Annotated in this window: 13 protein-coding genes and 1 other RNA gene; 8 read left to right on the forward strand and 6 right to left on the reverse strand. The window is 50.1% G+C overall.

Annotation, left to right across the window (positions count from 1 at the left end):
- Positions 1-117 precede the first annotated feature (117 nt).
- A complete protein-coding gene (srmB, locus tag DFO57_RS19135; RefSeq protein ID WP_014594342.1) occupies positions 118-1,446 on the forward strand; it encodes an ATP-dependent RNA helicase SrmB in 1,329 nt (442 codons plus the stop codon).
- A gap of 208 nt (positions 1,447-1,654) precedes the next feature.
- On the opposite strand, the gene grcA is transcribed toward srmB, so the two are convergent.
- Positions 1,655-2,038 carry an autonomous glycyl radical cofactor GrcA gene (grcA, locus tag DFO57_RS19140; RefSeq protein ID WP_110015599.1) on the reverse strand — a complete coding sequence of 128 codons (384 nt, stop codon included), beginning with the start codon at positions 2,036-2,038 and terminating at the stop codon, positions 1,655-1,657.
- 256 nt (positions 2,039-2,294) lie between these two features.
- Here grcA and ung point away from each other — a divergent pair, with 256 nt between their 5' ends.
- Complete coding sequence (gene ung, locus DFO57_RS19145) at positions 2,295-2,975, forward strand: uracil-DNA glycosylase (RefSeq protein ID WP_014594344.1); 681 nt, start codon at positions 2,295-2,297, stop codon at positions 2,973-2,975.
- 58 nt (positions 2,976-3,033) lie between these two features.
- Here ung and grpE read toward each other — a convergent pair whose 3' ends face one another.
- Positions 3,034-3,615: a nucleotide exchange factor GrpE gene (gene grpE / locus DFO57_RS19150; RefSeq protein ID WP_015699722.1), complete on the reverse strand. Its 582-nt coding sequence runs from the start codon at positions 3,613-3,615 to the stop codon at positions 3,034-3,036.
- A 122-nt stretch (positions 3,616-3,737) separates the two neighbouring features.
- On the opposite strand from grpE, the gene nadK reads away from it, so the two are divergent.
- The 3 genes from nadK to bamE all read left to right on the forward strand — a co-directional run bounded on the left by nadK (position 3,738) and on the right by bamE (position 6,899).
- Positions 3,738-4,616 (forward strand): NAD(+) kinase, encoded by an 879-nt coding sequence (gene nadK / locus DFO57_RS19160; RefSeq protein WP_015699721.1) that lies wholly within the window; start codon positions 3,738-3,740, stop codon positions 4,614-4,616.
- A gap of 84 nt (positions 4,617-4,700) precedes the next feature.
- Positions 4,701-6,362: a DNA repair protein RecN gene (gene recN / locus DFO57_RS19165; protein WP_064352276.1), complete on the forward strand. Its 1,662-nt coding sequence runs from the start codon at positions 4,701-4,703 to the stop codon at positions 6,360-6,362.
- Between the two features lie 186 nt (positions 6,363-6,548).
- Positions 6,549-6,899, forward strand: coding sequence for an outer membrane protein assembly factor BamE (bamE, locus tag DFO57_RS19170; RefSeq protein ID WP_014605250.1), 351 nt, complete (start codon positions 6,549-6,551; stop codon positions 6,897-6,899).
- A 128-nt stretch (positions 6,900-7,027) separates the two neighbouring features.
- Here bamE and DFO57_RS19175 read toward each other — a convergent pair whose 3' ends face one another.
- Both DFO57_RS19175 and DFO57_RS19180 read right to left on the reverse strand, forming a co-directional pair.
- A complete protein-coding gene (locus tag DFO57_RS19175; protein ID WP_013026782.1) occupies positions 7,028-7,321 on the reverse strand; it encodes an RnfH family protein in 294 nt (97 codons plus the stop codon).
- Positions 7,314-7,748 (reverse strand): type II toxin-antitoxin system RatA family toxin, encoded by a 435-nt coding sequence (locus DFO57_RS19180; protein ID WP_013026783.1) that lies wholly within the window; start codon positions 7,746-7,748, stop codon positions 7,314-7,316. Before DFO57_RS19180 ends, DFO57_RS19175 begins: the two co-directional genes overlap by 8 nt.
- A gap of 158 nt (positions 7,749-7,906) precedes the next feature.
- On the opposite strand from DFO57_RS19180, the gene smpB reads away from it, so the two are divergent.
- The 3 genes from smpB to DFO57_RS19195 all read left to right on the forward strand — a co-directional run bounded on the left by smpB (position 7,907) and on the right by DFO57_RS19195 (position 10,175).
- Positions 7,907-8,389 carry an SsrA-binding protein SmpB gene (gene smpB, locus DFO57_RS19185; protein WP_013026784.1) on the forward strand — a complete coding sequence of 161 codons (483 nt, stop codon included), beginning with the start codon at positions 7,907-7,909 and terminating at the stop codon, positions 8,387-8,389.
- Positions 8,390-8,432: 43 nt separating this feature from the next.
- Positions 8,433-8,795: a transfer-messenger RNA gene (gene ssrA / locus DFO57_RS19190) on the forward strand.
- Positions 8,796-8,978: 183 nt separating this feature from the next.
- Positions 8,979-10,175 (forward strand): integrase domain-containing protein, encoded by a 1,197-nt coding sequence (locus DFO57_RS19195; RefSeq protein WP_110015600.1) that lies wholly within the window; start codon positions 8,979-8,981, stop codon positions 10,173-10,175.
- Here the strand turns inward: DFO57_RS19195 and DFO57_RS19200 are convergent.
- Positions 10,172-11,875: a hypothetical protein gene (locus DFO57_RS19200; protein ID WP_110015601.1), complete on the reverse strand. Its 1,704-nt coding sequence runs from the start codon at positions 11,873-11,875 to the stop codon at positions 10,172-10,174. The genes DFO57_RS19195 and DFO57_RS19200 overlap by 4 nt on opposite strands.
- A gap of 313 nt (positions 11,876-12,188) precedes the next feature.
- Positions 12,189-12,942 (reverse strand): hypothetical protein (locus DFO57_RS19210; protein ID WP_110015603.1); only part of this gene is annotated, 754 nt, incomplete at its 5' end.

Consider the following 12,942-nt stretch of genomic DNA (forward strand, 5'->3'; position numbering starts at 1 on the left):
AACGTGGTGGGTTGGGGAATTCACGCCGTTGACGTAATCTGGCGCAGTCAATACCGATAAACAGATGAAGATTATGTTCGATCTGTCTATAATCAGCGCCCCAAACTGAGGTAGAACATGACCGTAACCACATTTTCCGAACTTGAACTCGACGAAAGCCTGCTTGAAGCGCTGCAGGAGAAAGGCTATACGCGCCCGACAGCAATTCAGGCTGCTGCCATTCCCCCCGCGCTGGAGGGCCGCGACGTTCTAGGTTCGGCACCTACCGGGACCGGGAAAACCGCCGCGTATTTATTACCGGTGTTGCAGCACCTGCTCGATTTTCCGCGCAAGAAGTCTGGCCCGCCGCGTATTTTAATTTTAACGCCAACCCGTGAGCTGGCCATGCAGGTTGCCGACCAGGCACGGGAACTGGCGAAACACACGCATCTGGATATCGCCACCATCACTGGCGGCGTGGCCTTCATGAACCACGCTGAAGTGTTTAGCGAAAATCAGGATGTCGTGGTTGCCACCACTGGTCGTCTGCTGCAATACATTAAAGAAGAAAACTTTGACTGCCGCGCCGTAGAAACGCTGATCCTGGATGAAGCCGACCGCATGCTGGACATGGGCTTTGCTCAGGATATTGAAACCATCGCGGGCGAAACGCGCTGGCGCAAACAGACGATGCTGTTTTCTGCCACGCTGGAAGGCGAGCATATCAAGGATTTTGCCGAGCGCCTGCTGAATGAACCGGTTGAACTGGAAGCCGATCCCAGCCGTCGCGAGCGTAAGAAGATTCAGCAGTGGTATCACCGCGCCGACGATCTTGAGCACAAGACAAAGCTGCTGGTTCATCTGTTAAAGCAGCCGGAAGTGACCCGTTCAATTGTGTTTGTGCGCAAGCGCGAACGTCTGCATGAGCTGGTCAGCTGGCTGCATGATGCCGGTATCCGCACCAGCTACCTCGAAGGTGAAATGGTGCAGGCTAAACGCAATGAGGCGATTAAACGCCTGGTCGAGGGCCGCGTCAATGTGCTGGTGGCGACCGATATTGCCGCACGCGGCATTGACGTCGACGATGTCAGCCACGTCATCAACTTCGATATGCCGCGCACCGCTGACACCTATCTGCACCGCATTGGCCGTACTGGCCGGGCCGGTCGTAAAGGTATCGCGATTTCGCTGGTTGAAGCACACGACCATCTGCTGCTGGGTAAAGTCAGCCGCTACGTTGATGAACCGATTAAAGCCCGGGTGATTGACGAGCTGCGTCCTGTTACGCGCGCGCCATCGGCGAAAACGACGGGAAAACCGTCGAAAAAGGCGCTTGCCAAGCGTGCAGAGAAAAAAGCGAAAGAAGAAGAGAAACCGCGGGTTAAAAAGCGTCACCGTGACCTCAAAAACGTGGGCAAGCGTCGCAAGCCGAGCGGCAGTACGCCGGGCAGCGAGAGTGCGGAATAAATCAGCACGGACTTAAAAAAATCGCCTCCAGTGAGGCGATTTTTGTTTTTGAAAGGCCTGTAAATATGCGTTTAGCGTGATTTTAGCATCGAACAGCCCACGCTGGCCTGCCAGCCCAAACGCGCGCTTACCCAATAAAATTTATCATATTGTTAACATTGATAAATTTTGCAGACAGGCGCTGCGTTTTATTTCAGCGCCCGATCCGTTACAAACTTTCAGTAAAGGTACGGGCAATCACATCGCGCTGCTGTTCCGCGGTCAGTGAGTTAAAGCGCACGGCATAGCCCGAAACACGGATCGTCAGCTGGGGATACTTTTCGGGATGTTTCACGGCATCTTCCAGCGTTTCGCGGCGCAATACGTTGACGTTGAGATGCTGACCGCCCTCTACGCGAACCTGAGGTTTCACCTCAACCGGCACGTCGCGGTAAGCCACGTCGCCTAACTCCCCAATCTTCACAATCTGATCCTCCTGATAGCCTGCAACGGCACAGAGGCAGCTCGCTTCGGCTTTTTCTTCGTCCAGCAGCCAGAAAGAGTTAATTAACGCCGGATTACTCGATTGGGTAATCTGAATACCTGTGATCATTTCAATCCCTCCTGCAAGGTGCGACCTTCGTCTACACCGTGACTCAGTCAATTTGAGCTGTTGGTATACCACCCGATGTCTGCCATAGTTTTGACCTGCATCAATTACCGCCGGGCGTTTTATCGCCACCCTGGTAAGCTTTTGATTTTAAAAACCCGCCTTAGGAAAATTTTGTTTAATTCTTCAAAAATTTTTGGGCTTCATGTCTGAAGACTGAACCGCTAAGCTTAGGGTTCGAAATACAAGGGAGTTGATCATGGCTGAAAAGCTGACCTGGCACGACGTGCTGGCCGAAGAGAAAGAAAAACCCTACTTCATTGAAACCCTGAAGCATGTCGCGAATCAGCGGGCCGCAGGCGTAACGGTTTATCCGCCACAGAAAGATGTGTTTAACGCGTTTCGCTTAACCGAATTAGGTGACGTTAACGTCGTGATTCTGGGGCAGGACCCTTATCACGGCCCGAACCAGGCACACGGGCTGGCTTTCTCTGTGCTACCGGGCGTGCAGACGCCGCCGTCACTGCAGAACATGTACAAAGAGCTGCAGCAGGACATTCCGGGGTTTGAGCGGCCCAGCCATGGTTATCTGGCAAGCTGGGCGGAACAGGGCGTGATGTTACTGAACACCGTACTGACCGTTGAAGCCGGTAAAGCGCACTCTCACGCCCGACTGGGATGGGAAACCTTTACCGATACGGTAATTAAAGCTATCAACGAACAGCGTGAAGGCGTGATCTTTCTACTGTGGGGCTCGCACGCCCAGAAGAAAGGCAGCATTATCGATCGCCAGCGCCATCACGTGCTGCAGGCGCCGCACCCTTCCCCGCTTTCCGCGCATCGTGGCTTCTTTGGCTGCCAGCATTTTTCCCAAACCAATGCGCTGTTACGCGATGCCGGTAAAACGCCGATTAACTGGACGCCGGTATTACCTGAGTAAACGCCATAAACACAAACGGCCGCGTCAGTGCGCGGCCGTTTGCAGGGTAAGACAGTAATCAGGCTTTCGCTTTCGCCACGGCAACCATGGCCGGACGCAGCAGGCGGCCGTTAAGTGTATAACCGCGTTGCATGACCATCATGACGTGGTTAGGCTCGACATCCTCAGACTCCATCATCGACATCGCCTGGTGCACTTCAGGATTAAAGGGCACACCGGTTTCGCCGACCACTTCAACACCGAATTTACGCACCGCGCCCAGCAGGGATTTCAGCGTAAGCTCAATACCTTCAACCATAGAGGCAGACTTCTCGTCTTCTTTGTTGGCCAGTTCCAGTGCACGTTCCAGGCTATCGATCACCGGAAGCAGCTCATTGGCAAACTTCTCCAGCGCAAACTTGTGCGCTTTTTCAATATCCATCTCGGTGCGGCGGCGAACGTTTTCAATTTCTGCCTGCGCACGCAGCTGCGCATCACGCACGCCCGTCTGCAACTGGGCTAACTCAGCTTCAAGCTGAGCGATGCGCTCATCACGCGGATCCACCTCTACTGCTGTCTCCGCGTCCTGAGGTTGGTGTTGATCCTGTTGAATTTCGTCTGAGACTTGCTCGTTTGGGGTGTTCTGTTCTTTACTACTCATGAATTTCTCCGCGTTTTGCACATTCACGTCGCTGGTTGGCTTATTATGGGGATTGGTTTGACGGATTCAAGGGAACACGTCACATCATCGTGCCGATTTGGCTTATGAGGAACACCCACTCGATGAACAAACACTTTAACTGCATTGGTATTGTGGGCCATCCACGCCATCCTACCGCGCTCACCACACATGAGATGCTGTGTCGCTGGCTGACTGCCAAAGGCTATCCCGTTATCGTTGAACAGCAGATTGCACAGGAACTGTCGCTGGGGGATGTTCAGACCGGTACGCTGGCTGAAATTGGCCAACAGGCCGATCTGGCCGTCGTGGTGGGCGGCGACGGCAATATGTTAGGTGCCGCCAGAGTACTGGCGCGTTATGACATAAAAGTGATTGGCATTAACCGCGGTAATTTAGGGTTTTTAACCGATCTTGACCCCGATAACGCCCATCACCAGCTCGATGAAGTGCTGAACGGCAACTATTTTGTCGAAAGCCGCTTTCTGCTGGAAGCGCAGGTCTGCAAGACGGATTGCTCCCCGCGTATTGGCAGCGCCATCAATGAAGTGGTGCTGCATCCGGGCAAAGTCGCGCACATGATCGAGTTTGAAGTGTACATCGACGAAGTCTTTGCCTTCTCGCAGCGTTCTGATGGCCTGATTATTTCCACGCCTACCGGTTCCACCGCCTATTCGCTTTCAGCGGGCGGCCCGATTTTAACGCCCTCTCTGGACGCCATTACCATTGTGCCCATGTTCCCGCACACGTTGTCGGCGCGCCCGCTGGTGATCAACAGCAGCAGTACGATTCGGCTGCGTTTCTCGGCACGGCGTAACGACCTTGAGATCAGCTGTGACAGCCAGATTGCGCTGCCTATCCAGGAAGGAGAAGATGTGCTGATTCGCCGTAGCGAAAATCATCTCAACCTTATCCATCCTAAAAATTACAGTTATTTCAATACGCTGAGTTCAAAACTGGGCTGGTCAAAAAAATTGTTCTGAAAATGAGCGCGCCCTCTTTACTGGATAAAAAACCAGTTTATACTGTATGAAAAACCATATGTGTTTATTCATACAGGTGACGCTATGCTGGCACAACTGACCATCAGCAATTTCGCTATCGTTCGTGAGCTCGACATTGATTTCCAACGCGGTATGACCGCCATCACCGGTGAGACCGGTGCAGGCAAGTCTATTGCTATCGATGCGCTTGGGTTGTGCCTCGGCGGTCGCGCCGATGCGGACATGGTGCGTCAGGGGGCCAGCCGTGCTGACCTGTGTGCGCGCTTTCAAATTAAAGCGTCGCCGTCTGCCCAGCGCTGGCTGAGTGATAATCATCTCGACGACGGCAACGAGTGCCTGCTGCGCCGCGTCATCAGCGCCGATGGTCGCTCACGCGGCTTTATCAATGGTACGGCCGTTCCTCTCTCGCAGTTACGCGATCTGGGCCAGTTGCTGATCCAAATCCACGGCCAGCATGCCCATCAGCTGCTGCTCAAACCCGATCATCAAAAGCACCTGCTGGATGCCTACGCCGGTCATGACGACCTGCTCGTTCAGATGCGGGCATCCTATCAGACATGGCACCAGAGCTGCCGCACGCTGGCGCAGCATCAACAACAGGCGCAGGAGCGGGAATCCCGCCGTGAGCTGTTGCAGTATCAGCTTAAAGAGCTGAACGAGTTTGCGCCGGTGGCAGGAGAATTTGAGCAGATTGACGAAGAGTACAAACGCCTGGCGAACAGCGGCCAGTTGCTGTCGACCAGCCAGCAGGCGCTGCAGCTGTTAGCCGACAGTGATGACACCAATCTGAACAGCATGCTGTACAGCGCGCGTCAGATGCTGTCTGAACTCACTGCGATGGATGACAAAGTCAGCGGCGTTTATAACCTGCTGGAAGAAGCCGCCATTCAACTGAGCGAAGCCAGTGACGAACTGCGTCACTACTGCGACAGTCTGGATCTGGATCCGAACCGCCTCTATGAGCTGGAACAGCGCATCTCCCGGCAAATCGCCCTGGCCCGCAAGCACCATGTGGCACCAGAGGGCCTGCCCGCCGTGCACCAGCAACTACTCGATGAAGCGGAACTGCTGTCACAGCAGGAAAGCGATCAGGAAAGCCTGCAGACGTTGGTAACCGAACACTACAAGGCTGCCCTGGCGTGCGCGGAGCAACTGCATGCGCAACGCACCCTTTATGCCAACGAGCTACAGCAGCTGATTACCCAAAGCATGCATCTGCTTTCGATGCCGCACGGCCGCTTTGCCATTGAGCTGATTTTTAACCCGGAGCAACTGACCGCCGACGGCGCCAGCCGCATTGATTTTCAGGTAACAACCAACCCCGGACAGCCGTTGCAGCCGCTGGGGAAAGTCGCCTCGGGTGGTGAGCTGTCGCGTATCGCGCTGGCGATTCAGGTTATCACCGCTAAGAAAATGGAAACGCCGGCGATGATTTTCGACGAAGTTGACGTGGGGATTAGCGGTCCGACGGCTGCGGTAGTGGGTAAAATGTTGCGTCAGTTGGGCGAATCTACCCAGGTGATGTGCGTAACCCACCTGCCGCAGGTTGCGGGCTGTGGCCATCAGCATTTCTTTGTCAGCAAGGAAACCGATGGCGAAATGACAGAAACGCATATGCAGCCTCTGGATAAGCGCGCACGCCTGCAGGAACTGGCGAGGTTACTGGGCGGCAGCGAGGTCACCCGCAACACACTGGCTAACGCGAAAGAACTTTTAGCGGCCTGATATGCACTTTTTTACCACAGCGTGGTCATATGCATGCTCTGTAGAGGTTTCCAATAGCGAAAAGGTTTATTATCATCGACAGCTAATGTCGCCTGAATAATAAAGCCTGCCGCAGGCAGAGTTCAGAATTTGATGGCAGAAGAACAGCCTGTAAAAGGCGTTTCGCCCCGGAAAAGGAATGTATAGATGCGCTGTAAAACGCTGACTGCCGCGGCAGTGGTAATGTTAATGATGACCGCCGGATGTTCCACTTTAGAGCGCGTTGTTTATCGCCCCGATATCAATCAGGGCAACTATCTGGTTGCTAACGATGTTGCCAAGATTCACACCGGTATGACTCAGCAGCAGGTTGCCTATACGCTGGGTACGCCAATGATGAAAGATCCCTTTGGCAGCAATGTCTGGTACTACGTCTTCCGTGAGGAGCCAGGCCACGAGAAGGTAAAACAGCAAACGCTGACCCTGACCTTTGACCGTAGCGGCGTACTGACCAACATCGATAACAAGCCCGCGCTGTCTTCTTCACAGGATAATTAATCCAGGACGCCAGGTTCGTTACCGACAAGCGACTTAGCACCATCGAACGCAGTAAGAGCGAACGTAAAAGACAGAACGTAAAAAGGCGCTAATCAGCGCCTTTTTCATGCTCAGAAATCGAACCGAGATTATTTTTTACTGCTTGCCGCGCGCTCTGCTCGTTGACGACGAAGCTCTTTCGGGTCGGCAATCAGCGGGCGATAGATCTCAACCCGGTCGCCTTCCTGCACGGTATCGCTCAGTTTTACCGGATGGCTGTAAATCCCCACCTTGTTGCTGGCGAGATCGATTTCAGGCCGCAGTTCCAGCAAGCCTGATTTGCGGATAGCCTGCTCAACCGTGCTGCCCTCTTCCAGTTTTACGTAATGCTGATACTGTTTTTCAGGCAGGGCGTACACCACCTCGACAGAGATATCAGGCACTGTAAACCTCTTTGGCGCGCTGGGTAAAGGCCTGCACCATGCTGTTGGCCAGCTCTTTGAAGATTCGACCAAATGCCATTTCGACCAGCATGTTGGTGAACTCAAACTCCAGGCTCAGCTCGACCTTACAGGCATCATCCCCGAGATCGACAAAGCGCCAGCCGCCGGTGAGCTTACGGAACGGCCCATCGACCAGTTGCATATGAATGCTCTGGTTGTCGGTCAGCGTATTTCGGGTGGTAAATGTTTTGCTGATGCCCGCTTTCGACACATCGACTGAAGCCGTCATTTGATTCTCTGAGGCATCCAGTACGCGGCTTCCGGTGCAGCCCGGCAGGAATTGCGGGTAAGCATCCACATCATTTACAAGTTGGTACATTTGTCCGGCGCTAAAGGGGACAAGCGCCGAACGACTAATCTGAGCCATAATGGTTCCTGTTCGTCACAAAACCGCTAAATAATAGCATTTTCAGCGATTAAACAAAAATTCCTCATTGCCATGGTGTGCTAGAATACCCTGTTTCCTGCTGCCCCGCTGGACTGGGGATGCGATAACCGACCAAGTGATGTAAAATACGCGGCATTATGACAAAGAAAAAAGCACACAAACCCGGTTCTGCCACCATTGCCATGAACAAGCGCGCCCGCCACGAATACTTCATTGAAGAAGAGTTCGAAGCCGGCCTGTCGCTACAGGGATGGGAAGTTAAATCACTCCGTGCAGGTAAAGCCAACATCAGCGACAGCTACATTCTGCTGCGTGATGGTGAAGCTTATCTGTTCGGCTCCACTTTTCAACCGCTTGCGGTGGCCTCATCGCACGTGGTCTGCGATCCCACCCGCAGCCGTAAACTGCTGTTAAAGCAGCGTGAGCTGGACTCACTTTACGGCCGTGTGAACCGCGAAGGCTATACCGTTGTGGCGCTGTCGCTCTACTGGAAGAACGCCTGGTGTAAGTTAAAAATTGGCGTTGCTCGCGGTAAGAAAGAGCACGACAAGCGCAATGACATCAAAGATCGCGAATGGCAAATGGATAAAGCGCGTATCATGAAGAACGCCAATCGTTAAACACTGGATTTCGATACGCTTTTTTGCTAGTATTTGAAGTTCTGGGGCTGATTCTGGATTCGACGGGATTGTGAAGCCTTAGGAGCATGCCGAGGGGCGGTTGGCCTCGTAAAAAGCCGCAAAAAAATAGTCGCAAACGACGAAAACTACGCACTAGCAGCTTAATAACCTGCTTAGAGCCCTCTCTCCCTAGCCTCCGCTCTTAGGACGGGGATCAAGAGAGGTCAAACCCAAAAGAGATCGCGTGGATGCCTTGCCTGGGGTTGAAGCGTTAAACTGAATCAGGCTAGTCTGTTAGTGGCGTGTCTGTCCGCAGCTGACCGGCGAATGTAAAGACTGTACTAAGCATGTAGTGCCGACGGTGTAGTAATTTCGGACGCGGGTTCAACTCCCGCCAGCTCCACCACACAATGATCCGGATACGTCCGGTGAAATCCTGAAAGCCCGCACGGCACAAGCCCTGCGGGCTTTTTTGTGTCTGTAATAGTCCGAGCTAATCCGGTGAAATCCGGTGATTATTGGTATACGAATTGGTATACGATAGAATGTATGCCAATAACGTATACCAATTCACGCAGGAAAGCCCCGCATGGCAAGGACTACGCGCCCTCTCACCAACACAGAAATACTTCGTTCCAAAGCCATTGATAAAGATCTGACGCTGCATGATGGCGATGGACTTTTTGTGGTGGTGAAAACCACAGGAAAGAAGCTTTGGCGTTTCCGCTATCAAAGGCCAGCGACAAAGCAGCGTACAATGATGGGCCTCGGTGCCTTCCCTGCTCTGTCGCTGGCTGATGCCCGACGCCTACGCGCTGAATACCTCTCGTTGTTAGCTAACGGCATTGACCCACAAACTCAGGCCGAACAGGCTACAGAACAGCAGCAGATTGCCTTAGACAGCATTTTCTCAACCGTGGCGGCTAATTGGTTTCAGCTCAAAAGCAAAAGCGTTACACCGGATTACGCAAAAGACATTTGGCGCTCATTAGAAAAAGATGTATTCCCTGCCATTGGTGAGATACCTGTTCAGCAAATCAAAGCTAGAACATTGGTTGAAGCACTTGAGCCTATCAAAGTGCGTGGTGCGCTGGAAACAGTTCGTCGCTTAGTACAACGTATCAACGAAATAATGATTTACGCGACTAATACTGGTTTGATTGATGCCAATCCAGGATCAGGTATTGGTATGGCTTTTGAGAAGCCTAAAAAGCAGAATATGCCAACGCTGCGGCCAGAAGAGTTATCAAGGCTGATGAAATCCTTAGCCATGTCAAATTTATCAGTTTCGACTCGCTGCCTAATAGAATGGCAACTCTTGACGCTCGTGAGGCCATCCGAAGCTTCAGGCACACGTTGGAAAGAGATCGATCTTGATACAAAAATTTGGACAATTCCAGCTGAGCGTATGAAAGCTAAGCGAGAGCACCTAGTTCCTCTCTCCCAACAAGCACTAGAAATTCTTGAAGTTATGAAGCCTATCAGTTCCCATCGAGAATTTGTTTTTCCTAGTAGAAATGACCCTAAGCAGCCAATGAATAGTCAGACTGCTAATGCTGCGCTTAAAAGAATCGGATATGGTGGAAAGCTTGTTGCACATGGTTTGCGTTCTATCGCCAGTACAGCTATGAATGAAGCTGCTTTAAACTCTGATGTTATTGAAGCAGCTTTAGCTCACACTGATAGAAATGAAATAAGGAAAGCATATAATCGCTCCACTTATCTGGTGCAGCGTATTGAATTAATGGATTGGTGGGGAAGATATATTAAGAGTGCAAAGACTTAATCTTTTACTTCACGGCACAGCCTTAAACATTCAACCAAATCAATAAGTTGGGAGTTAGTTGCGCATTTTTTGATATAATCAAAGAGCGTTTTGACTGCTGCAATTTCCTTTAGGGCGCGATTAACCATTAAAATATAATCCTTATAAAGCCCAATTCTAAAGAAGGAATTTGCTGCGCAAAGTAACATAATCACTTCAGTCATGGCAGGAAGGTTCAAACGATTGGGCTTAAACTTATTTTTATCGTAAACTTCAAAAACATTTAAAAAATTCCTAAGCGTCTTAAGATTGGCAACTCCATTAATAGTATTTGTAAAAGATGAATACAAATAAGGAGAACTTGCATACCAATATATATCTTCAATTAGTATATAACTGCGCTTATTGGCAAATTCATACCATTCACACCTATCTTCGTTATGAATTAAATTGTAAAAAAAATAGAAGCTTAGCAGGCCATTTTTATATTCTTTTTTTGATTGATCGTAAATATTTTCAATCTTATCCATTATAGCTTGCAAATTCGTTACCTTTTTAAAATTCAGCATATTTAGATATTCACTGAACCATTTATTTACGCCTTGCGCTGTAAAGCCACTTGGTTCCCAAAGCCAATGGTGTGCTGATACTTGAGCAACCATCACACTAGATGTTTCCATAACCCAATTGATGGACTCACGTTTATGACTAGGATTTTTTTTACAAAAATTCATTATCACATGGCGTAGTAATCGAAGTAGTCCAGAGTAAGTAAAGTAAGGCTCACCAAAAAGAACCAGATTATCACCAACAGGATTGTAAGCCTTAGATATCATTGCATCTAATGGTTTAAGCTCATGTACAAAAGAAGATCTTATTTTGTATAAATTATCTAACGCCCTACCAAGAAAACTATAACGAATAGGATATCGTGTAGACTCGTAAAAATAAGAATCTTCAATATTGTTGAATATAAAATCTTTAAATCTTTTTTGCAATTTAAACTGTTTACCATCAATTAGAATACCCTTAATCCTATCAACTTGTTCGCTTGAAATATTTTTAAACACAACATCAAGCTCCCCCCTACCTTTTTGATCGTAGTCATCCCAAACTGATCTATAACTATCATTTTTTTGAGATAGGGACTCAAGTGCATAAACTAACATTGAATATGTTAAGTCAAAGTTAGTTGATAAAGATTCTTTTGAGTCACTAATTATTTTTAGAGCCGCTATTGTTGATTTATAAGCAGCACGTTCTAAGCTAACTACATTTTTAACGAACTCAGAAAATCCATTAGCATTTTCAATTGAGATATGTTTGTTTATCTCAACCAAATAAGGTGCAACCTCAAGTACAGTTTTTGAATACTTCTTATTGAAATTTAGCTGTGCGCATATATTTTTTACCGATTCTTTTTCTACCCGAGCCACACAATCAAAATAGAACTCCCACAACAAAATAAACTGCTGCATATAGTCTTCATCTCCTGCTCGGATAACAACGCCCGCTTCAATTCTTTCAGGCTTTTCAGTGAGAAGATTGTAATTAACGACATATGAATTCACACCATCATGACTTGTTTTATTGATTTTAAAATAGGGCAACTCATTCTCTATTGGAAAAAAAACATCAACATTGGAATAAAAAACAAAAATACCATCGTGTTTTTCAATTTTATTCTGTTCGAAGAATACGCCAGCAGATATTTGGAACATTATGATCTTCCAGTCATTACTTGATTAATCTACGTAGAGTAACTGATGCATCAGTACAGTGAAATAAATTTACATATCACGCAATTGTCAGTACCGCGTAGCATAATGATGCCAGCGCGCTCTCGTAGCCCCGCCACGCCTGCGCACTTCATGTAGCGGTTTTCATGCATCTGCATGAGTGGCTCCGGCCCGCGCCGCCACTGGCCTTTGCTGCCGCTTTTGGGTGTCTGAGACTCATGCGTTTTCATGCAGCATAGACATGCACTCACGCAGCAGACGTAAAAAAGCCCGGCAGGTGCCGGGCTGTGGGGTGTTATTTCTGGCCCGGGAACCGTTTACGCTTGCGCCGGTCAGTTCCGGCCCCCCTGAAGGGGTAGGGTCCGGCAAGGCTGATAACATCATCACGGAACATCAGCGGCAGCTTTGTATTTGTCCAGCTCAGCATCAGATTCATAATATACCCACGGTAGAGCGTGTCTGCATCGTTCGCCCCTTCAAGTACACCCGGCGCATGGGGTGAGCCATATCGTTCAAACTGGCTGTACTTCATTCTGAGCAGGCTGGTCAGCTCAATGGCGTGGAAGATAAAGAATTCATCAATGAGCGCATCGATGCGCTCGTCCATGATGCGCTCATGGCAGGTGATGTAAGCGTGGGCCTTTTGCCCGGTCACGTCGGCCAGCCCCGGCAGTTGCTTTTCCCTTTGAGTAATCAGTCCGGCCAGCTCGGTCGCTGTTTCCTGCTGCTCCAGGTACTCCGCACGCAGCGCCTTCATCTCCTGCGTGACGGTGCCGCCATTCTGCTCCAGAAGCTCACGAAAGCGCGCACGGTTGTCCTGGCCTGCCTGCTCCGTCTGTGCCTGGCTCTGGCGCAGCGCCTCAACGCTCTCCGTGGCGGCGGCTTCGGCCTTTCTGGCCTCCACCCAGGCCATCATTTTTTCCTGGAGTTGCTGAATGCGGGGCTGCCAGTCAGCCGGAAGGCTTTTCGCCAGCGCGGCGGTCTGTTCTGCTAACTCAGCTTCGGGCAGCTTCATGAGCCAGCCCGCATCCTTAAGCGGCTTCTGACTT

The organism is Pantoea sp. AG702 (assembly GCF_003182295.1).
Classification (GTDB): domain Bacteria; phylum Pseudomonadota; class Gammaproteobacteria; order Enterobacterales; family Enterobacteriaceae; genus Pantoea; species Pantoea ananatis.